Raw genomic sequence first — 20,586 nt, 5'->3', positions numbered from 1 at the left:
TATAGAAACAGCCCCCTCGACGGATTTTTGGCATGGCTAAGAAGCAAGCCCCACCACCCAGCACCGACGGCGCGCCCGCCGGCAAGTCGAAGTTGAAACTGATCATTCTCGGCGCGGTCGTGTTGTTACTGGCGATCGGTCTTTCCGTGGGCGCTACCTGGTTCCTGATGAAGAAGGATGCCGGCAGCGAAGAGGACGAGGCGACGCCAGCGGCGGCCGAAGCGACCCCGGGCAAGCAGCCGGCGGTCTATGAGGTGCTGATGCCGGCGTTCGTGGTCAACTACCGGCACAATGGCCGGCAGCGCTACATGCAAACGACCGTCGCGCTGATGTCGCGCGACCAGGCGGCGCTCGATGCGCTCAAGGAGCACATGCCGGTGTTGCGCAATCAGCTGGTGATGCTCTTTTCCAGCCAGGATTTCGCTTCGCTGGCCACGCCGGTCGGCAAGGAGATGCTGCGCCAGCAGGCCACGGCCAGCGTGCAGGAACTCGCACAGAAGGAAACCGGCAAGGTCGCCATCGAACAGGTGCTGTTCACCAACTTCGTACTGCAGTAAGGGCGCGCTATGGCCGTACAGGACCTTCTTTCACAAGATGAAATCGACGCGCTGCTGCACGGCGTCGACGATGGGCTGGTCGAGACCGAAAGCAGCGGCGAGCCCGGCAGCATCAAGAGCTACGACCTCACCAGCCAGGATCGCATCGTCCGCGGACGGATGCCGACGCTGGAGATGATCAACGAGCGCTTTGCGCGCTACACCCGCATCAGCATGTTCAATCTGTTGCGCCGCTCGGCCGATGTGTCGGTCGGCGGCGTGCAGGTGATGAAGTTCGGCGAATACGTGCATTCGCTCTACGTGCCCACCAGCCTCAACCTCGTGAAGATGAAGCCGCTGCGTGGCACCGGGCTGTTCATTCTCGATGCGAAGCTGGTGTTCAAGCTGGTCGACAACTTCTTCGGTGGCGACGGTCGCCACGCCAAGATCGAGGGGCGCGAATTCACCCCGACCGAGCTGCGGGTCGTGCGGATGGTCATCGACCAGGCCTTCGTCGATCTCAAGGAAGCCTGGCATGCGGTGCTTGACGTCAACTTCGAGTACATCAACTCCGAAGTGAACCCGGCGCTGGCCAACATCGTCAGCCCCAGCGAAGTGGTAGTCGTCTCGACCTTCCACATCGAGCTGGATGGCGGCGGCGGCGACCTTCACGTCACCATGCCGTATTCGATGATCGAGCCGATTCGCGAGATGCTCGACGCCGGCTTCCAGTCCGATGTCGACGACCAGGACGAGCGCTGGATCAAGGCGCTGCGCGAGGACATCCTCGACGTCAAGGTGCCGCTCGGCGCAACGGTGGTGCGGCGCCAGCTCAAGCTGCGCGACATTCTCAACATGGCGCCGGGCGACGTGATTCCCGTCGAGGTGCCCGAAGACATGATCCTGCGCGCCAATGGCGTGCCTTCATTCAAGGTGAAGCTCGGTGCCCACAAGGGCAATCTCGCGCTTCAGGTAGTGGCACCTGTCGAGCGCCCCCGCTGACAGGCGAACCTCTTTCGTGCCGGTCGAGGACTGAAAATGGCAGACGAAAACCAACCCACCTCTCCTGAGGAGCAGGCGCTCGCCGACGAGTGGGCCGCCGCGCTCGCCGAAGCCGGCGATGCCAGCCAGGACGATATTGACGCCCTGATGGGCGGGGCCGCGCCAACGCCGCCGCGCGCACCGATGGAAGAGTTCGGCAGCTCGCCCAAGCCCAGCGCCACGTCGGGTCTGGAGGGTCCGAACCTGGATGTGATCCTCGACATTCCGGTGTCCATCTCGATGGAGGTCGGCAGTACCGAAATCACCATCCGCAACCTGCTGCAGCTCAACCAGGGGTCGGTGGTCGAACTCGACCGGCTGGCCGGCGAGCCGCTGGACGTGCTGGTCAACGGCACCCTGATCGCACATGGGGAAGTGGTGGTGGTGAACGAGAAGTTCGGCATCCGACTGACCGACGTGATCAGCCCCAGCGAACGCATCAAGAAGCTGCGCTGATGCGTGCGCTGCTGCTGGTACTGGTTTCGCTCGCCGTGTCGGCGCCGGCGTTTGCAGCGCCCGCCGCCACCGGGGCGATGGATGGCGCCGGCATGGGCGGGCAGGTGACCAAGTTGCTGCTCGGCCTGTTGCTGGTCGTCGGCCTCATCTTTCTGTTGGCCTGGCTCTTGCGCCGCGTGCAACACCTCGGGCCGCGCGACGCCCAGGCGATCAAGCTGATCTCGACCCGCTCGCTGGGGCCTCGCGACCGGTTGGTGCTGGTCCAGGTGGGCGGCGAACAAATCCTGCTCGGCATGAGCCCCGGCCGGATCACCCCGCTGCATGTGCTCAAGGAGCCGGTCATGCTGCCGGACGCCGAGCCGGCGAGCCCCGAATTCGCCCAGCGCCTGATGGAGCTGCTCGGCAAGGACCACAAGGACAAGCGCTGATGGCCAAGTTCCTCCTGGCGATGGCGTTTCTGCTCGCTGCCCCCTTCGCCTTCGGCCAGGAACTGGGCCCGCTGCTCACCGAGGGCGAGAATCCGCTGTCCATCCCGGCAATCACCGTGACTACCGAGGGAGAAGGGCAGCAGTATTCGGTCAGCCTGCAAATCCTGCTGATCATGACGGCGCTGAGCTTCATCCCGGCGTTCGTCATGCTGATGACCAGCTTCACGCGGATCATCATCGTGTTTTCCATCCTGCGGCAGGCGCTCGGCCTTCAGCAGACGCCGTCCAACCAGATTCTCATCGGCCTGACCATTTTTTTGACGCTGTTCATCATGGCGCCGGTCTTTGAAGAAATTAACCGCGAAGCGCTGCAGCCCTACCTCAACGAGCAGCTGCCACCCGATCAGGCGCTCGAACGGGCACAGGTGCCCTTGAAGAACTTCATGCTGGCGCAGACCCGTGAAAGCGACCTGGAACTCTTCGTGCGGCTGTCTCGACGGACCGACATCCAGAGCCCGGAAGCCGCGCCGCTGACGATCCTCGTGCCGGCCTTCGTGACCTCCGAGCTGAAAACGGCGTTCCAGATCGGTTTCATGCTGTTCATTCCGTTCCTGATCATCGACATGGTCGTGGCCAGCGTGCTGATGGCGATGGGCATGATGATGCTCTCGCCGCTGATCATTTCGCTGCCGTTCAAGATCATGCTGTTCGTGCTGGTCGACGGCTGGGGGCTGATCATCGGTACCCTGGCCGGTAGCTTCGGCACGCTGGGAGGTTCGCCATGACACCCGAGGTCGCGGTCGATCTGTTTCGCGAGGGGCTCTGGATGACGGCGATGATCGTCGCCGTGCTGGTGGTACCAAGCCTGCTGGTCGGCCTGGTGGTGGCCATGTTCCAGGCGGCCACGCAGATCAACGAGCAAACCCTGAGCTTTCTGCCGCGCCTGCTGGTGATGCTGCTGACCCTGATCTGGGCGGGCCCCTGGCTGACGCGCCAGCTGATGGAGTACATCCAGTCGCTGATCACCAACATTCCGCTGCTGATCGGTTGAGGCCTTCGGCATGACGGGGGCGAGGCGGGGGGGCGTCGGCCGGCGTCGGCGAGTACGATCGGGCCGGTTGCCATGCTGGAGCTGAGCGGCGAGCAGATCGGCACCTGGGTCAGCATCTTTCTGCTGCCGTTGTTCCGTATCGCCTCGATGCTGATGCTGATGCCCATCATCGGGACTCAGCTGGTGCCCGCGCGGGTCCGGTTATACCTGACGCTCGCCATCGCCGTGGTGCTGGTGCCGGCGCTGCCACCGATACCGGCGGTCGAGCCGCTGAGCCTGCGAGCGCTGGTGCTGATCGCGGAGCAGATCCTGATCGGCGCCATGCTGGCCTTCGTGCTGCAGCTGTTCTTCCACCTGTTCATCGTGTCCGGCCAGTTGTTGGCGATGCAGCTCGGGCTCGGCTTTGCGTCGATGATCGACCCGGCCAACGGCATCTCGGTGCCGGTGATCGGCCAGTACTTCAATACGCTGGTGATCTTGCTGTTCCTGGCGATGAACGGGCATCTGGTCGCGCTCGAGATATTGGCCGAGAGCTTCACGACCTTGCCGATCGGCACCGGTCTGACGCCTCAGCACTACTGGGAGCTCGCCGGCAAGCTGGGTTGGGTGCTCGGGGCCGGGCTGCTGCTGGTGTTGCCGGCGATCACCGCGCTGCTGGTGGTCAACCTGGCGTTCGGCCTGATGACCCGCGCGGCGCCTCAGCTCAACATCTTTTCCATCGGTTTTCCGCTGACGCTGGTGATCGGTCTGGTGATCGTGTGGATCGGCCTGGCGGACCTGCTGTCGCAATATCAGGTGTTCGCCACCGAAGCATTGCAGTTGCTTCGCGAACTGGTACGGGCCCGTTGATGAATCGGCCGGAGGAGCGCGCGCATGGCTGAAAACGAGAACGGCGCGGACAAGAGCGAAGAGCCCACAGAAAAACGCAAGCGAGAGTCACGGGAGAAAGGGCAGATCGCACGCTCGCGCGATCTGAGTACGGTCGCGGTGACGCTCGGAGGGATTGGCGGCCTGCTGATCTCCGGCGGCAGTATGGCGCAGAGCCTGATGGCGGTGATGCAAGGCAGCTTCGACCTGCCCCGCGAGGCGCTGCTCAGCCAGGACGCCATGCCGCATATGCTGCTGACGGCCGGCCTGATCGCGCTCAAGGCCACGTTGCCGCTGCTGGTCATGCTGCTGATCGCTTCCATCCTCGGGCCGATCGCGCTGGGCGGCTGGCTGTTTTCCGGCAAGGCGATGGCCCCCAACTTTGGCCGGATGAATCCGCTGTCCGGTCTCAAGCGAATGTTCTCGACCCATGCGCTGGTCGAGCTGCTCAAGGCGCTGGGCAAGTTTCTGGTCGTGCTGCTGGTGGCGCTGGCCGTGCTCAAGGCTTATGAGGACGACCTGCTGTCGATCGCCAAGCAGCCGCTGGAGCTGGCCATCGCGCACAGCGCCGAGGTCGTGGGCTGGTGCGCCTTGTGGATGGCCTGCGGCCTGATTCTCATCGCGGCGGTCGACGTTCCGTTCCAGCTCTGGGACAACAAGCAAAAGCTGATGATGACCAAGCAGGAGGTCAAGGACGAATACAAGGACTCCGAGGGCAAGCCCGAGGTCAAGGGCCGCATCCGCCAGATGCAGCGCGAGATGGCCCAGCGGCGCATGATGCAGGCGGTACCCGAGGCCGATGTGATCATCACCAACCCGACGCACTTCGCCGTCGCGCTGAAGTACGACGCCGACAAGGGCAACGCGCCGGTGTTGCTGGCCAAGGGCGGCGACTTCCTGGCGCTGAAGATCCGCGAGATCGGCCAGGAGCATCGGGTGATGATCCTGGAATCCCCGGCCCTGGCGCGGGCGGTGTACTACTCGACCGAGGTGGAGCAGGAGATTCCCGCCGGCCTTTATCTCGCCGTCGCGCAGGTCTTGGCGTACGTCTACCAGCTACGGCAATACCAGTCCGGCCGCGGCAAACGGCCCGACCCGCTACGTGACCTGCCGATCCCGCCGGATTTGCGAAGGGATGAGTAGGAACGCCTGGGCGCGGAGGGCGGGTATCGGACGCATGAGTAATTCCGCCTGGGCGTGATCGTGGGAGCCGGCTTGCTGGCGATCCGGAAGAGCAATCGCCAGCAAGCTGGCTCCTACAAACGGCCTGTCAGCCGGCCAGGTCGTATCGCTTGTTGGACGTCCAAATCGTCAGGAGGGCTCACCCTCCTGGCTTTCATCCGACTGCTTACTTGATGACGCCGCAGGCCACGCGCGCGCCGCCACCGCCCAGCGGTTCGGGATGATCGGCGTGGTTGTCGCCGCCGGCATGCACCATCAACGCGAGGCCCTTGATTTTGTCGAGCTCATCGATGCGCGGTGCCAGCACCGGCTGGTGTGCCATGCCGTCCGCGTCGACGATCAGGACGGGCAGGTCGCCCATGTGCCCATCGCCCCAGGGCTCGCCGTGTTTGCCGGCATTCTTCGGATCCCAGTGGCCGCCCGCGGCGCCGGCGGGCGTCATCTTGCCGTCTTTCTCGGCGGGTTCGCAGTTGCCGACGGCATGGACGTGAAACCCGTGCGTGCCCGGCTCGAGCCCTTCCAGGTGCGGCCGGAAGACCAGCCCGTATTCGGTGTCCTCGATCTTGACCTGGCCGATCGGCTTGCCGATGCCATCGGCACTGACGACGTTGAGATCGGCGGTCAGAGTCTGCGCGTGCAGACCCGTCGCGCAGCAGCCGGCGAGGGCGGCGAGTATCCAGCGGTTCATCGTGTCCACTCCTTATTCAGTCAGAGGCCGGCGGAGCCGGTGTGTCTGTGACTTCGCGATCATGGCTGCGTTTCATCCCGTCACAGCCTGTTACAGGCGCCGTTCTGAACGCCCTGACCGGCGCTTGTGAAAAGTTGGACCCCTTCTTGCTATAGCCAAGCCAGTAGGACGCTCATGGCGTCAATCTTTTGGTTCAGGGTCGGGGGCTACGTGGATCGCACGCAACTGGTGAACATGCGCAATAACCTGGCGGGGGCCGGTCGCGGCAACCTCGGCGTGCCGCTGTTGCTGCTGGTCATGCTGGGCATGATGATGCTGCCGGTGCCGCCGTTCCTGCTGGACGTGCTGTTCACCTTCAACATCGCGCTGTCGATCGTCGTGCTGCTGGTCAGCGTCTATGCGCTGCGTCCGCTCGATTTCGCCGTTTTCCCGACGATCCTGCTGGTGTCGACGCTGCTGCGCCTGGCGCTGAACGTGGCCTCCACCCGCGTGGTGCTGATCCACGGCCACGAGGGCGGCAGTGCGGCGGGTCACGTTATCGAGGCCTTCGGCAAGGTCGTCATCGGCGGTAACTACGTCGTCGGTGTGGTCGTGTTCGCGATCCTCATGATCATCAACTTCGTCGTGGTGACCAAGGGTGCCGGGCGTATCTCCGAGGTGAGTGCGCGCTTCACCCTCGATGCCATGCCTGGCAAGCAGATGGCGATCGATGCCGACCTCAACGCCGGCCTCATCGATCAGGCCGAGGCCAAGAAACGCCGGACCGAAGTGAGCTCCGAAGCCGACTTCTACGGTTCGATGGACGGTGCGAGCAAATTCGTTCGCGGCGACGCCATCGCCGGCCTGCTGATCCTGTTCATCAACCTCATCGGTGGCGTGGCGATCGGTATTTTCCAGCACTCGATGAGCTTCTCCGAAGCCGGCCAGGTGTACGCGCTGCTCACTATCGGTGACGGCCTCGTCGCGCAGATCCCGTCGCTGTTGCTGTCGACCGCCGCCGCCATCATGGTGACCCGCGTCACCAGCTCCGAAGACATGGGTCAGCAGGTCAACCGGCAGATGTTCGCCTCGCCCAAGGCGTTGGCGGTGTCGGCGGTGATCATGATCGCCATGGGTCTGGTCCCGGGCATGCCGCACTTTTCCTTCCTCAGCCTCGGCGGTCTGGCCGCCGCGGGCGCCTACTGGATCTGGCATCGCCAGAAGCAGGCCAAGGTCGTCGAGCAACAGGACGTCCAGAAACAGCAGGAGCTGCTCCCTGCACAGCGCGCCGCGGAGACCAAGGAGCTCGGCTGGGAAGACGTGACGCCCGTCGACATGGTCGGGCTGGAGGTCGGCTACCGGCTGATCCCGCTGGTCGATCGCAACCAGGGTGGGCAACTCCTGGCGCGCATCAAGGGCGTACGCAAGAAGCTGTCTCAGGACCTCGGCTTCCTGATGCCGTCGGTGCACATCCGCGACAACCTCGACCTGATGCCCAACGCCTATCGGCTGACGCTGATGGGGGTGAGTCTGGCCGAGGCGGAGGTTTATCCCGATCGCGACATGGCGATCAACCCGGGGCAGGTGTTCGGCACGCTCAACGGCATCGCCACGCGCGATCCGGCGTTCGGCCTGGATGCGGTGTGGATCGAGGCGAGCCAGCGCGACCAGGCACAGTCGCTCGGCTACACCGTGGTCGATGCCAGCACCGTGGTGGCGACGCACCTGAACCAGGTGCTGCACAAGCACGCCCATGAACTGCTCGGCCATGAGGAAGTGCAGCAGCTGATGCAGTTGCTGGCCAAGAGCTCGCCCAAGCTCGCTGAAGAGCTGGTGCCGGGGATGATCTCGCTGTCCACGCTGCTCAAGGTGCTGCAAACCTTGCTTCAGGAGCAGGTGCCGGTGCGCGACATCCGCACCATCGCCGAGGCGATCGCCAACGTCGCGCCGCGCAGTCAAGATCCCGGCGCCATGGTCGCTGCGGTCCGCGTCGCGCTGGCACGCGCCATCGTGCAGAACGTGGTGGGACTAGAGCCGGAGCTGCCTGTCATCACGCTCGAGCCCAGGTTGGAACAGATATTGCTCAGTAGCCTGCAGAAGGCCGGACAAGGCTCGGAAGATGGCATTCTTCTGGAGCCAGGAATGGCAGAGAAGTTGCAACGGTCCCTGATAGAAGCGGCACAGCGTCAAGAAATGCTCGGCAAGCCAGCCATCCTGCTGGTCGCCGGGCCGGTTCGGGCGATGTTGTCGCGGTTCGCCAGACTCGCCGTGCCGAATATGCACGTACTGGCCTACCAGGAAATTCCGGACAACAAGCAGGTCACCATCGTTGCGACGGTGGGTCAGAACTAATCGAGGGTACAGGCCATGCAGGTCAAACGTTTCTTCGCTGCCGACATGCGGACCGCCATGAAGCTGGTGCGCGATGAGCTGGGTGCCGATGCTGCGATCATCGGTAACCGCAAGGTCGCGGGCGGTGTTGAGCTGACCGCGGCGCTGGACTACCCGGTACAGGCGCCGGCCGCACGCCAGCCAAACCCGGCGCTCGAAGCCGAGCTGCGCAAGACGCAGTCGGTGATTGCCGCCGCGCATGCCGAGCTGGTGACGCGCAATCAGGCTGCTGCCGGCATGGACCGTCAACTCCTTGGCGAAGCCGCCCAGGCACCCGCCGTCGAACCGGCGCGTCCGGCTCCCGCTCCGGCTGCCACGCCAGCGGTCGATCCGCGTGCCTTCGAAGCCATGCGCTCGGAGCTGAGTGGCCTGCGCGAGCTCATCGAAGTCCAGCTGGGCTCGATCGCCTGGGGCCAGATGCAGAGCCGTCGTCCGCAGCAGGCCAACCTCTGGCGCCGCCTGCAACGCATGGGGCTGCCGGTGGAACTCTCGAAAGCCCTGCTGGAGAAGGTCGCCGGCATCGAAGAGCCGCGTCAGGCCTGGCGGATGCTGCTGGCCTATCTGGCACAGGGCATCAAGACACCCAAGCAGGAGCCTCTGGAAGAGGGCGGCGTGATCGCGCTGGTCGGCCCGGCCGGTGCCGGCAAGACCACCACGCTGGCCAAACTGGCCGCCCGCTACGTGCTCAAGTACGGCGCGCAAAACATCGCGCTGGTGAGCATGGACAGCTTCCGTATCGGCGCGCAGGAGCAGCTCAAGACGCTCGGTCGCATCCTCAACGTTTCGGTGACGCCGGTCGACCCTGGCCAGTCGCTGACTCAGGCCCTCGCGCCGCTCGCGCGCAAGCGCGTCATCCTGATCGACACCGCCGGTTTGCCGGCGAGCGACCCGGCGCTGCGCATGCAGCTCGAGGCGCTGGCCAACCGCAACATCCGGTCGAGGAACTACCTCGTCATGGCGGCGACCAGCCAGAGCCAGGTGCTCAAGGCCGCATGGCACAGCTATCGCCGCTGCGGGCTGGCCGGTTGCATCCTGACTAAACTCGACGAGGCGGGCAGCCTTGGCGAAGTGCTCGGCCTGGCCATTAGCCAGCGCCTGCCGGTAGCCTACCTGGCCGACGGGCCGCGCATTCCGGACGACCTGCACCTGCCGCGCAGCCACCAATTGGTGAGTCGGGCGGTCAGTCTCCAGGCGCCGGAGAACCCCAGCGAGGAGACGATGGCCGATGTGTTCGCCGGCCTTTACAACGATTCGAGCCGTCAGGTCGGTTAACATCCGGCGATTGGTTGCAAACAGAGACGCCCCAGGGCGCATCGTGAGGCCGAGGCCTCGCTCCTTATAAAGGTGTGTAGAGATGGGAATGCATCCCGTACAGGTGATTGCGGTAACCGGCGGCAAAGGCGGTGTCGGCAAGACCAACGTATCCGTCAATCTGGCGCTGGCACTGGCTGACCTGGGTCGCCGCGTCATGCTGCTCGACGCCGACCTCGGCCTGGCCAACGTCGACGTCCTGCTCGGGCTGTCGGTCAAGCGTACGCTGGCGGACGTCATCGCCGGCGACTGCGATCTGCGTGACGTGATCATCCAGGGGCCGGGCGGCATACGCATCGTCCCGGCCGCCTCCGGCACGCAAAGCATGGTGCAGCTGTCGCCCATGCAGCACGCCGGTCTGATCCAGGCGTTCAGCGAAATCGGCGACAACCTCGACGTGCTGATCGTCGACACGGCCGCCGGTATCGGCGACTCGGTGGTCAGCTTCGTGCGCGCCGCGCAGGAGGTCCTGCTGGTCGTGACCGACGAGCCGACCTCGATCACCGATGCCTACGCCCTGATCAAGCTGCTCAACCGCGACTACGGCATGAACCGTTTCCGCGTGCTGGCCAACATGGCGCATACGCCGCAGGAAGGTCGCAACCTCTACGCGAAGCTGACCAAGGTCACCGACCGCTTCCTCGACGTCGCCCTGCAGTACGTCGGCGTCATCCCCTATGACGAGTCGGTACGCAAGGCCGTGCAGAAACAGCGCGCGGTCTACGAAGCCTATCCCCGCTCAAAGTGCTCGCTGGCCTTCAAGGCCGTCGCGCAGAAAGTCGACACCTGGCCGCTGCCCGCCAATCCCCGCGGCCATCTGGAATTCTTCGTCGAACGGCTTGTTCGACCCACCGTGGATACGCCCGCATGAAATCAGCAGGACTTCGTATGTACGACAACAAGGCACAAGCGAAGGACTCGCAATACCGACTGGTTGAACAGTACGCCCCCCTGGTCAAGCGCATCGCTTACCACCTGCTGGCACGGCTGCCGGCGAGCGTACAGGTGGACGACCTCATGCAGGCCGGCATGATCGGCCTGCTCGAGGCGTCCAAGAAATACGACTCGAGCAAGGGCGCCAGCTTCGAGACCTACGCCGGCATCCGCATCCGCGGCACCATGCTCGACGAGGTGCGCAAGGGCGACTGGGCACCGCGCTCGGTGCACCGCAATTCGCGCATGGTCAGCGATGCGATTCGCACCGTGGAAGCGAAAACCGGGCGCGACGCTAAAGATCAGGAAGTTGCGGCCGAACTTAAATTGAGTCTGGATGAGTACTACGGCATCCTTGGCGACACCATGGGCAGCCGCCTGTTCAGCTTCGATGACCTGTTGCAGGAAGGCGAGCACGGCGAGCTGAACGAGGATGCGTCCAGCGCTCATCCCGAGCCGTTCCGTGATCTCGAGGACGAGCGGTTCCAGCAGGCGTTGGCCGACGCGATCGCCAATCTGCCGGAGCGGGAAAAGCTGGTGCTTTCGCTCTACTACGACGAAGAGCTGAATTTGAAGGAAATCGGTCAGGTACTCGGTGTCAGCGAGTCGCGTGTCAGCCAGCTGCACAGCCAGTGCGCGGCGCGCCTGCGGGCACGCCTCGGCGAATGGCGCGCGCACTGACGGATCTACCGATCGATACGGTCCTCGACGCTGAGGGTTTTGAGGTTTACGGAGGCTGATTTGGACAAGAACATGAAAATCCTCATTGTCGATGACTTCTCGACGATGAGGCGGATCATCAAGAATCTCTTGCGCGATCTGGGCTTCACCAACACCGCAGAGGCGGACGACGGCACCACCGCGCTGCCGATGCTGCAGAGCGGTAGCTTCGATTTCCTGGTCACTGACTGGAACATGCCCGGCATGACCGGCATCGATCTGCTGCGTGCGGTGCGAGCCGATGCCAGGCTCAAGCACCTGCCGGTGCTGATGGTGACCGCCGAAGCCAAGCGTGACCAGATCATCGAGGCTGCGCAGGCCGGTGTTAACGGCTACGTGGTCAAGCCCTTCACAGCCCAGGTGCTCAAAGAAAAGATCGAAAAGATCTTCGAGCGCGTAAACGGGTGATGTCTGCCGCGAGGGCGTTATGGAACACCAAGAGCCAACCTCCGGCGACCTCGAGTCGTCGCTGAAAACACACGCCCGCGAGCTGATTCAGTATCTCGAGCAAGGCCATTTCGATCAGGCCGCCCAGCTTATTCACGAACTGGCCGCAGTCCACGATTCCGAGCTCTATCGCGAAGTCGGGAAGCTGACGCGAGAGCTGCACACGGCCATCGTCAACTTCCAGATCGATCCCAAGTACCCGCAGGCCCAGGAAGTCTCGCAGATCGCCGATGCGACCGAGCGGCTGTCCTACGTGGTGCACATGACCGAACGCGCCGCCAACCGGACGATGGATCTGGTCGAGGAGTGCGCGCCGCTGGTCAACGATCTCAACGACGAGGCCAAGACGCTCTCGGCCGAGTGGAAGCGTTTCATGCGCCGGGAACTCGGCGTCGAGAACTTCCGCGAGCTGGCCAAGCGTATCGACCTCTTCCTCGCACGCAGCGAGCGGGACACGCAGAAGCTGTCGGGCCATCTGAACGACATTCTGCTGGCCCAGGACTACCAGGACCTCACCGGCCAGGTGATCAAGCGCGTCACGCAACTGGTGACCCAGGTCGAGAACGACCTGGTCAAGCTGGTGCTTATGGCCAGTCAGGTCGATCGCTTCACGCACCTCAAGCACGATCACGAACAGATCCGGCAAGAGCAGCAACAACAAAAAGCGCCTTCGAAGGGTGAAGGTCCGCAGATTCATGCCGATAAGCGTGAAGACGTCGTTTCCAATCAGGATGACGTAGACGATCTGCTTTCCAGTCTTGGGTTCTAGGGGTATGCCGATATGAGCTTCGACGCCGATGAAGAAATCCTCCAGGATTTCCTTGTTGAGGCCGGCGAAATTCTTGAACAGCTGTCCGAGCAGTTGGTGGAGCTGGAAAGCCGACCCGACGACATGGCGCTGCTCAACGCGATTTTCCGTGGATTTCACACCGTCAAGGGCGGCGCCGGCTTCCTCCAGCTGAACGAGCTGGTCGAGTGCTGCCATATCGCCGAGAACGTGTTCGACATTCTTCGCAAGGGCGAGCGGCGGGTAGACGCCGAATTGATGGACGTGGTGCTGCAGGCGCTCGATGCCGTCAATGAAATGTTCGCCCAGGTCCGGGAACGTGCCGAGCCGACGCCGGCGTCGCCCGAACTCCTGGCGGCCCTGGCGCGCCTGGCCGAACCTGCCGGTGCCGAGGCTTCGGCGGCGCCCGTGGCGCCCGTTGCGTCCGCACCTGCCGAGCCGAGCCAGGACGCCGACATCACCGATAACGAATTCCAGCAGCTGCTCGACGCGCTCGGTGACGACGCCAGCGAGCCCGCGGCGGCGTCGCCGGGGACGGACGAGATCACCGATGACGAGTTCGAGTCGCTGCTCGATCAGCTTCATGGCAAGGGCCAGTTCACCGCCGAAGCGGTGCAGCCCGTCGCTGCCTCGGCTGAGGCCACGCCTTCGACGACGAGCGATGAAATCAGCGATGACGAGTTCGAGGCACTGCTCGACCAGTTGCATGGCAAAGGCAAGTTCAAGGCGGAGGAAGTCGTACCGACCGCGTCTTCGCCGGCTGCGTCGGCTGCGAACGGCGAGCTGATTACCGACGACGAGTTCGAATCGTTGCTCGACCAGCTGCACGGCAAGGGCAAGTTCGAGCCCGCATCAGCCCCAGCCGCCACGCCAGCCAAGCCAGCGCCGGTGCCCAGCGCGCCGGCCGCGAGTGCACCCCGCGCCGAGCCTGCCAAGCGCACGCCAGCGCCGGCTGCCGCTGCCGAGGCCAAGGCGCCGGTCGCCAACGAAGCCGAAACCACGGTGCGGGTCGATACCGCGCGGCTCGACGAGATCATGAACATGGTTGGCGAGCTGGTGCTCGTGCGTAACCGCCTCGTGCGCCTCGGCGCTTCGAGCGGGGACGAGGCCATGTCCAAGGCCGTTTCGAACCTCGACGTGGTGACGGCCGATCTGCAGACCGCGGTCATGAAGACCCGCATGCAGCCGATCAAGAAGGTGTTCGGCCGCTTCCCGCGTCTGGTCCGCGACCTGGCGCGCAACCTGAAGAAAGAAATCAACCTCGAGTTGGTGGGCGAAGAGACCGACCTGGACAAGAACCTGGTCGAGGCGCTGGCCGATCCGCTGGTGCACCTGGTGCGCAACGCGGTCGACCACGGCATCGAGTCGCCCGACGAGCGCGAAGCGGCGGGCAAGCCGCGAACCGGTCGCGTCGTCCTGTCGGCCGAGCAGGAGGGTGACCACATCCTGTTGATGATCACCGACGACGGCAAGGGCATGGACGCGGAAGTGCTGCGTGCCAAGGCCGTCGAGAAGGGATTGCTGGAGAAGGATGCAGCCGATCGGCTGAGCGAGCTGGAATGCTACAACCTGATCTTCGCGCCGGGCTTCTCGACCAAGACCGAGATTTCCGACGTATCCGGCCGCGGTGTCGGCATGGACGTGGTCAAGACCAAGATTTCCCAGCTCAACGGCACGGTCAACGTCTTCTCGCAGAAAGGGCACGGCTCGAAGATCGTCATCAAGGTTCCGCTGACGCTGGCGATCATGCCGACCCTGATGGTGATGCTGGGCAACCAGGCCTTTGCCTTCCCGCTGGTGAGCGTGAACGAGATCTTCCACCTGGACCTGTCCCGCACCAACGTGGTGGACGGCCAGGAGGTGGTGATCGTGCGCGACAAGGCCCTGCCGCTGTTCTACCTCAAGCGATGGCTGGTGCCGGGGTCGAGCCACGAGACGCCGCGCGAAGGACATGTGGTGATCCTGAGCGTGGGCAATCAGCGGATCGGCTTCGTGGTCGACCAGCTCGTCGGTCAGGAAGAAGTGGTCATCAAGCCGCTGGGCAAGATGTTGCAGGGCACACCGGGCATGTCCGGTGCGACGATCACCGGGGATGGCCGCATCGCCCTGATTCTCGATGTTCCGAGCATGCTGAAGCGGTACGCGCGCCGGATGTGATTCCGGGCGGCCGGTCGCGGCCGCCCGCTTGGAGTGTTTATGCCTGTCAAAGTCTTGGTGGTCGACGACTCCGGATTCTTTCGTCGGCGCGTGTCTGAAATCCTCTCGTCCGACGCCAACATCCAGGTCATCGGTACGGCGACCAATGGGCGCGAGGCCATCGACCAGGCGCTCGCGCTCAAGCCCGACGTGATCACGATGGATTACGAGATGCCGATGATGGACGGCATCACGGCGGTCCGTCAGATCATGCAGCGGTGTCCGACGCCGGTGCTGATGTTCTCCTCGCTCACGCACGAAGGTGCCAGGGTCACGCTCGATGCGCTGGACGCGGGCGCGGTCGACTTCCTGCCGAAGAACTTCGAGGACATTTCGCGCAGCCCGGACAAGGTCAAGCAACTGCTGTGCGAGAAGGTGCACAGCATTGCTCGCAGCAACCGCCGCTTCAGCTCGATGCCAGCGCCCAGCAGCGCGCAGCCTGCACCGACATTTGCCGCCAGCCGTACTGCTGCGCCGGCAAATACGACCGCAGCCGCCGCGCCGAGAAGCGCGGCATCGCCAGCGCCGCGACGCAAGGCGTACCGCCTGGTCGCGATCGGGACGTCGACCGGCGGCCCAGTCGCGCTGCAGCGTGTGCTGACTCAGCTTCCCGAGCATTTCCCTGCACCGATTCTGCTGATCCAGCACATGCCGGCGGCCTTCACCAAGGCGTTCGCCGAGCGGCTGAACAAGCTATGCCGCATCAGCGTGAAGGAAGCCGAGGATGGCGATCACCTGCGCCCGGGGCTGGCCCTGCTGGCGCCCGGTGGCAAGCAGATGATGGTCGATGCCCGCGGCGTGGTGCGCATCCTGCCGGGCGATGAGCGCCTGAACTACAAACCCTGCGTCGACATCACCTTCGGCTCGGCCGCCAAGTCGTTCAACGACAAGGTCTTGGCGATCGTTCTCACCGGCATGGGCGCCGATGGGCGTGAAGGGGCCCGAATGCTCAAGCAATGCGGCAGCCAGGTGTGGGCGCAGGACGAAGCCAGCAGCGTGATCTACGGCATGCCGATGGCGATCGTCAAAGCCAATCTCAGCGACGCCATCTACAGCCTGGATGACATCGGCCGCCACCTGGCCGAGGCCTGCCAGTGAGCGCGGGATGCCGTAGATGGATGTCCTGAGCCTCATCGGACTGATCCTCGCGTTCGTCGCGATCGTCGGTGGCAACTTTCTCGAAGGCGGACACGTCGGCGCACTGCTGAACGGACCCGCCGCGCTGATCGTCTTGGGCGGCACGCTCGGGGCGGTTTTGCTGCAGACCCCCATCGCGGTGTTCAAGCGTGCGATGACGATCGTCCGCTGGATCCTGCTGCCACCGCGGCTGGACCTGACCGGTGGCATCGGCAAGGTCGTCGGGTGGAGCATGACGGCGCGCAAGGAGGGGCTGCTCGGGCTCGAGCCGCTCGCCGAGACCGAGCGTGATCCTTATGCGCGCAAGGGCCTCCAGCTGCTCGTCGATGGCGTCGAGCCGGAGACCATCCGCAGCATCCTGGAAGTCGACCTGTCAACCCAGGAGTCGCGCGACCTGCGCGCCTCCAAGGTGTTCGAAAGCATGGGCGGCTACTCGCCGACCATCGGCATCATCGGTGCGGTCATGGGGCTGATCCATGTGATGGGGAACCTCGCCGACCCGAGCCAGCTCGGCAGCGGCATCGCCGTCGCGTTCGTGGCGACGATCTATGGCGTGGCGTTCGCCAACTTGCTGGCGCTGCCGGTCGGTAACAAGCTCAAAGCGCTCGTGCAACAGCAGACCGCGTACCGGGAGATGCTCCTCGAAGGCGTGCTGTCGATCGCCGAAGGTGAAAACCCGCGCGCCATCGAGATGAAGCTCCAGGGCTTCATGGATTGACATGGCCCGCCGTCGACCGCACGAGGAGCCGGAAAACCACGAGCGATGGCTGGTTTCCTACGCTGATTTCATCACGCTCCTGTTCGCCTTTTTCGTGGTGATGTACTCGATATCTTCCATCAACGAAGGCAAGTACAAGATTCTGTCCGAGTCGCTGGTCGGGGTGTTCAACCAGCCCGAGCGTTCCATCGAGGCGATTCCCATCGGCGATGCCAAGCCCAGGGCGCCCGAATCGGCGAGCGTCTCGACGGCGCCGAAATCCGTCGACGCCGAGGCGAACCATGATCCCCTGCAAGCGATGGCCGACAGCCTGCGCCAAGTATTTGGCGATCTGATCGAAAGCGGCCAACTGAGCGTGCGCGGCAACGAGCTGTGGATCGAGATCGAGCTGAGCTCGAACCTGCTGTTCCCGAGTGGGGATGCCATTCCGAACGACACCGCCTTCGCGCTCATCGAGAAAGTCGCGACGATTCTCGCGCCTTATGACAATCCGGTTCATGTCGAGGGCTTCACCGATAACCTGCCCATCAGCACGGCGCAGTATCCGACCAACTGGGAACTCTCCGCGGCGCGGGCAGGCAGCGTGGTTCGCATGCTGGCGGCGCAGGGTGTTTCACCGTCGCGGCTGGCTGCGGTCGGCTATGGTGAATTCCAGCCGGTGGCGGACAACGCCACGGCAGAAGGTCGTGCGCGCAACCGCCGCGTGGTGTTGGTCGTGTCCCGCAATCTGGATGTGCGCCGCAGCGTGTCCGGTGTCGGTAGCGCCAAGGCTCAGCCCGATCCCACGCTGCGTCGAGCTGGCATGCAAACTGCTTCCGGGCAGACAGGCCGTGAGAATGCAGGCGCGATCGCCAATTCTCCGTCGATCGACTGATAGCAGCGCCACCCGGGACGGCACCTTCACGGTGCCAGGCTCACCGGGGCGAGGAAGACAGCATGAGAGTTTGGGCGGTAGCCAACCAGAAGGGTGGGGTAGGCAAGACCACGACATCGGTCGCACTGGCCGGTCTGCTCGCCGACGCGGGCAAGCGTGTCGTGATCGTCGATCTCGATCCGCATGGTTCGATGACCAGTTACTTCGGACATGACCCCGACACGCTGGAGCACAGCGTGTTCGAGCTGTTCCAGCACCAGGGCGGCGTGCCGGACGGATTGCCGCGTCAGCTGTTGCTGCCAACCAGCCATGAGCGCATGTCGTTGCTGCCGTCGAGCACCGTACTGGCGACCCTGGAACGCCAATCGCCTGGCCAGAGCGGCCTGGGGCTGGTCGTCGCCAAGAGTCTTTCCCAGCTGTGGGGCGATTTCGATCACGCCATCATCGACAGCCCGCCGTTGCTCGGCGTGCTGATGGTCAACGCGCTTGCGGCGAGCCAGCAACTGGTCATTCCGGTGCAGACCGAGTTCCTGGCCGTGAAGGGCCTGGAACGCATGGTCAGCACCTTGGCGATGATCAACCGGTCGCGGCGCCAGGCGCTGCCGTACACCATCGTGCCGACGTTGTTCGATCGCCGCACGCAGGCCTCGATGAACACCCTGAAGGTGCTGCGTGCCAGCTACGAGACGAACCTCTGGCAGGCCTTCATACCCGTCGATACGCGCCTGCGCGACGCCAGCCGTGCCGGCGTGACGCCGTCGCAGTTCGATGGCGGCAGTCGGGCGGTGCTGGCGTACAAAGCCCTGCTCAAACACCTGCTGGCGGCGCAGACGACCCCGCAGGTCGCCTGAATGCAACGCCGCTCGATTCAAGTCGATGCCATGCCAGCCGATAGCCTTTCACCTTTAAACGAGTTCGTTGCATGAGCCGCTCCGTTCTTACCGCTACCCGACCGCAACTGGCGTTGCAAAGCTATCTGGATGCCCTGTTGCAGGACGCCGAAGCCGCGCTCGAGGCCTCGGTCAGCGTCGATGACTTCGCCGCCGCCGTGCAGGAGGAAAAGCGCCGTGACACCCGTCCGGCGCCGGTCGAACCGGTGCAGGCGCGCGCAGTCCCGATACGTCCCACGCTGGTCGATGTGCCCGTGTTGCAGCCCGTGCTGCCGACCATTGTCGTGCCGGTCGCCGAGCTGCCGGTCGCCCTCGAGCCCGAGCCGCCAGTCGTGGCGCCGATGGAACCCATCGTCGAGCTGGCGCCTGCCAAGGCTCACGCCAGCGCGCCCATTCTCGAGGCGGTGGACGGCAATCCGGCCTGGGCCGATGAGCCGTTCGAATGCCTGCTGTTCGATGTCGCCGGCCTGACGCTTGCGGTTCCGCTGGTCAGCCTGGGATCGATCTACCCGCTGGCAGGCCAGGAACTGACGCCACTGTTCGGTCAGCCGGACTGGTTTCTCGGTATCCTGCCGTGCCAAGCTGGCAACCTGAAGGTGCTCGATACGGCGCGCTGGGTCATGCCCGACCGCTACCGCGACGACTTTCGCCAGGGCCTTCAGTACGTGATCTCGGTGCAGGGCTACGAGTGGGGGCTTGCGGTGCATCAGGTGAGCCGTTCGATCCGCCTCGACCCGCGCGAAGTGAAGTGGCGAACCCAGCGCAGCCAGCGTCCCTGGCTGGCCGGGACGGTGATCGAGCACATGTGTGCATTGCTGGATGTGGCAGCGCTGGCGGAGCTGATCGCCAGCGGTGCGATCAAACGAATGATGGCGCCGGTTCGCGGGCGCTCCTGAGTTTTCTGGGCCCGACGGGCCCGTTATCGAAGTCGACTGCGTGCGGTCATGAGGGGCAGCAAATGAAAAAATCGGCTGGGCAAGGTTCGGAAGATCCGATTCTGCAGTGGGTCACCTTCCGTCTGGACAACGAAACCTACGGCATCAACGTCATGCAGGTGCAGGAAGTGCTGCGCCACACCGAGATCGCGCCGGTCCCGGGTGCGCCGAGCTATGTGCTGGGCATCATCAACCTGCGCGGTAATGTCGTGACGGTCATCGATACGCGCCAGCGCTTCGGCCTGGACCCTGCGCCGCTCACCGACAATACCCGGATCGTCATCATCGAGGCCGACCGGCAGGTGGTCGGGATTCTGGTCGACAGCGTTGCGGAAGTGGTTTACCTGCGGCAGTCCGAAATCGAGACGGCACCGAATGTCGGTAACGAAGAGTCGGCCAAGTTCATCCAGGGCGTCTGCAACAAGAACGGCGAGCTGCTGATTCTGGTCGAGCTGGAAAAACTCATGACCGAAGAAGAGTGGTCCGAACTCGAGAGCATCTGATCGATGCTGGTTGCCGCTGTCGTGCTGCTGGCCGTCTGCTGTGTCGGCCTGCTGGCCTTCTGTCTGTGGCTGATGCGTGCTCAGAAGACGCAGGCGCGGCTTCAGGCCGAACGCGACGCCGCGCATGACCAGCGGATCAGGGAGCTTGCCAAGCGGCTCGACGCATACCTCTCCGGCAGCGTGCGGATGGGTGAGGAGTTGCAGGACCTGCGCCGGCTGGTTGCGCCGCTGCCCGACAAGCTGAGCCAGATGGAGCAGCGCGATCCGGGTAGCCTTTCCTTCACGCAGGCCGCGCGGCTGATCGGCATGGGCGCCAGTATCGAGGATCTCACCCAGGCCTGCGGGCTTACCCAGGCCGAAGCGGAACTGATGAGCCGCCTGCATCAACCCCGTCCCACCAAGCGCTGAGCCCGCCGCCCGTCACGCCAGTCCGTTTCCCTTGGAACCCCTCCGCGCGTTGCCTTCTCCAACGAATACGGGCGGCACTTGCTCCCGCTCGTGTTCACCGGCCATGCG

The 20,586-nt window shown here is 64.2% G+C and carries 23 protein-coding genes; 22 read left to right on the top strand and 1 reads right to left on the bottom strand.

Annotation, left to right across the window (positions count from 1 at the left end; all coding sequences use genetic code 11):
• Positions 1-32 precede the first annotated feature (32 nt).
• The 8 genes from fliL to flhB all read left to right on the top strand — a co-directional run bounded on the left by fliL (position 33) and on the right by flhB (position 5,522).
• Positions 33-557, top strand: coding sequence for a flagellar basal body-associated protein FliL (gene fliL, locus D7325_RS10220; RefSeq protein ID WP_120995454.1), 525 nt, complete (start codon positions 33-35; stop codon positions 555-557).
• 9 nt (positions 558-566) lie between these two features.
• On the top strand, positions 567-1,538 hold the full coding sequence (gene fliM / locus D7325_RS10215; protein WP_120995453.1) for a flagellar motor switch protein FliM: 972 nt from the start codon (positions 567-569) through the stop codon (positions 1,536-1,538).
• A gap of 36 nt (positions 1,539-1,574) precedes the next feature.
• Positions 1,575-2,033: a flagellar motor switch protein FliN gene (gene fliN / locus D7325_RS10210; RefSeq protein ID WP_120995452.1), complete on the top strand. Its 459-nt coding sequence runs from the start codon at positions 1,575-1,577 to the stop codon at positions 2,031-2,033.
• A complete protein-coding gene (gene fliO, locus D7325_RS10205) occupies positions 2,033-2,461 on the top strand; it encodes a flagellar biosynthetic protein FliO (protein ID WP_120995451.1) in 429 nt (142 codons plus the stop codon). Before fliN ends, fliO begins: the two co-directional genes overlap by 1 nt.
• Positions 2,461-3,246 carry a flagellar type III secretion system pore protein FliP gene (gene fliP / locus D7325_RS10200; RefSeq protein ID WP_120995450.1) on the top strand — a complete coding sequence of 262 codons (786 nt, stop codon included), beginning with the start codon at positions 2,461-2,463 and terminating at the stop codon, positions 3,244-3,246. Before fliO ends, fliP begins: the two co-directional genes overlap by 1 nt.
• Positions 3,243-3,512 carry a flagellar biosynthesis protein FliQ gene (gene fliQ / locus D7325_RS10195; protein ID WP_120995449.1) on the top strand — a complete coding sequence of 90 codons (270 nt, stop codon included), beginning with the start codon at positions 3,243-3,245 and terminating at the stop codon, positions 3,510-3,512. The genes fliP and fliQ overlap by 4 nt, the downstream gene beginning before the upstream one ends.
• A gap of 72 nt (positions 3,513-3,584) precedes the next feature.
• The gene (gene fliR, locus D7325_RS10190) at positions 3,585-4,361 is read left to right on the top strand and encodes a flagellar biosynthetic protein FliR (protein ID WP_120995448.1); all 777 of its coding nucleotides are present in this window, start codon (positions 3,585-3,587) and stop codon (positions 4,359-4,361) included.
• Between the two features lie 24 nt (positions 4,362-4,385).
• Positions 4,386-5,522, top strand: coding sequence for a flagellar biosynthesis protein FlhB (gene flhB / locus D7325_RS10185; RefSeq protein WP_120995447.1), 1,137 nt, complete (start codon positions 4,386-4,388; stop codon positions 5,520-5,522).
• Between the two features lie 205 nt (positions 5,523-5,727).
• Here flhB and sodC read toward each other — a convergent pair whose 3' ends face one another.
• On the bottom strand, positions 5,728-6,249 hold the full coding sequence (gene sodC, locus D7325_RS10180; protein ID WP_120995446.1) for a superoxide dismutase family protein: 522 nt from the start codon (positions 6,247-6,249) through the stop codon (positions 5,728-5,730).
• A gap of 210 nt (positions 6,250-6,459) precedes the next feature.
• On the opposite strand from sodC, the gene flhA reads away from it, so the two are divergent.
• The 14 genes from flhA to D7325_RS10110 all read left to right on the top strand — a co-directional run bounded on the left by flhA (position 6,460) and on the right by D7325_RS10110 (position 20,478).
• Positions 6,460-8,580, top strand: coding sequence for a flagellar biosynthesis protein FlhA (gene flhA, locus D7325_RS10175; protein ID WP_120995572.1), 2,121 nt, complete (start codon positions 6,460-6,462; stop codon positions 8,578-8,580).
• Between the two features lie 15 nt (positions 8,581-8,595).
• A complete protein-coding gene (gene flhF, locus D7325_RS10170) occupies positions 8,596-9,891 on the top strand; it encodes a flagellar biosynthesis GTPase FlhF (protein WP_120995445.1) in 1,296 nt (431 codons plus the stop codon).
• Between the two features lie 82 nt (positions 9,892-9,973).
• On the top strand, positions 9,974-10,801 hold the full coding sequence (gene fleN, locus D7325_RS10165; RefSeq protein WP_120995444.1) for a flagellar synthesis regulator FleN: 828 nt from the start codon (positions 9,974-9,976) through the stop codon (positions 10,799-10,801).
• A gap of 17 nt (positions 10,802-10,818) precedes the next feature.
• Positions 10,819-11,544 (top strand): RNA polymerase sigma factor FliA, encoded by a 726-nt coding sequence (gene fliA, locus D7325_RS10160; RefSeq protein ID WP_120995443.1) that lies wholly within the window; start codon positions 10,819-10,821, stop codon positions 11,542-11,544.
• A gap of 72 nt (positions 11,545-11,616) precedes the next feature.
• Entirely contained in the window at positions 11,617-11,991 is a 375-nt protein-coding gene (locus D7325_RS10155; RefSeq protein WP_177431786.1) for a chemotaxis response regulator CheY, read from the top strand.
• A gap of 19 nt (positions 11,992-12,010) precedes the next feature.
• The gene (locus tag D7325_RS10150) at positions 12,011-12,799 is read left to right on the top strand and encodes a protein phosphatase CheZ (RefSeq protein ID WP_120995441.1); all 789 of its coding nucleotides are present in this window, start codon (positions 12,011-12,013) and stop codon (positions 12,797-12,799) included.
• Between the two features lie 12 nt (positions 12,800-12,811).
• Positions 12,812-14,974, top strand: coding sequence for a chemotaxis protein CheA (locus D7325_RS10145; RefSeq protein ID WP_120995440.1), 2,163 nt, complete (start codon positions 12,812-12,814; stop codon positions 14,972-14,974).
• A 39-nt stretch (positions 14,975-15,013) separates the two neighbouring features.
• Entirely contained in the window at positions 15,014-16,111 is a 1,098-nt protein-coding gene (locus D7325_RS10140; RefSeq protein WP_120995439.1) for a protein-glutamate methylesterase/protein-glutamine glutaminase, read from the top strand.
• A gap of 16 nt (positions 16,112-16,127) precedes the next feature.
• On the top strand, positions 16,128-16,868 hold the full coding sequence (locus tag D7325_RS10135; RefSeq protein ID WP_120995438.1) for a flagellar motor protein: 741 nt from the start codon (positions 16,128-16,130) through the stop codon (positions 16,866-16,868).
• A 1-nt stretch (position 16,869) separates the two neighbouring features.
• Positions 16,870-17,742, top strand: a complete 873-nt coding sequence (motD, locus tag D7325_RS10130; protein ID WP_120995437.1) for a flagellar motor protein MotD — start codon at positions 16,870-16,872, stop codon at positions 17,740-17,742.
• A 62-nt stretch (positions 17,743-17,804) separates the two neighbouring features.
• Positions 17,805-18,593 (top strand): ParA family protein, encoded by a 789-nt coding sequence (locus D7325_RS10125; RefSeq protein ID WP_120995436.1) that lies wholly within the window; start codon positions 17,805-17,807, stop codon positions 18,591-18,593.
• A gap of 71 nt (positions 18,594-18,664) precedes the next feature.
• The gene (locus D7325_RS10120) at positions 18,665-19,528 is read left to right on the top strand and encodes a CheW domain-containing protein (RefSeq protein ID WP_120995435.1); all 864 of its coding nucleotides are present in this window, start codon (positions 18,665-18,667) and stop codon (positions 19,526-19,528) included.
• A gap of 62 nt (positions 19,529-19,590) precedes the next feature.
• Positions 19,591-20,070, top strand: coding sequence for a chemotaxis protein CheW (locus tag D7325_RS10115; RefSeq protein WP_120995434.1), 480 nt, complete (start codon positions 19,591-19,593; stop codon positions 20,068-20,070).
• 3 nt (positions 20,071-20,073) lie between these two features.
• On the top strand, positions 20,074-20,478 hold the full coding sequence (locus D7325_RS10110; RefSeq protein WP_120995433.1) for a DUF2802 domain-containing protein: 405 nt from the start codon (positions 20,074-20,076) through the stop codon (positions 20,476-20,478).
• The last annotated feature ends 108 nt before the right edge of the window (positions 20,479-20,586 follow it).

Source organism: Stutzerimonas urumqiensis (assembly GCF_003640395.1).
GTDB lineage: Bacteria > Pseudomonadota > Gammaproteobacteria > Pseudomonadales > Pseudomonadaceae > Stutzerimonas > Stutzerimonas urumqiensis.
This window is presented reverse-complemented; position numbering and strand designations above follow the sequence as displayed.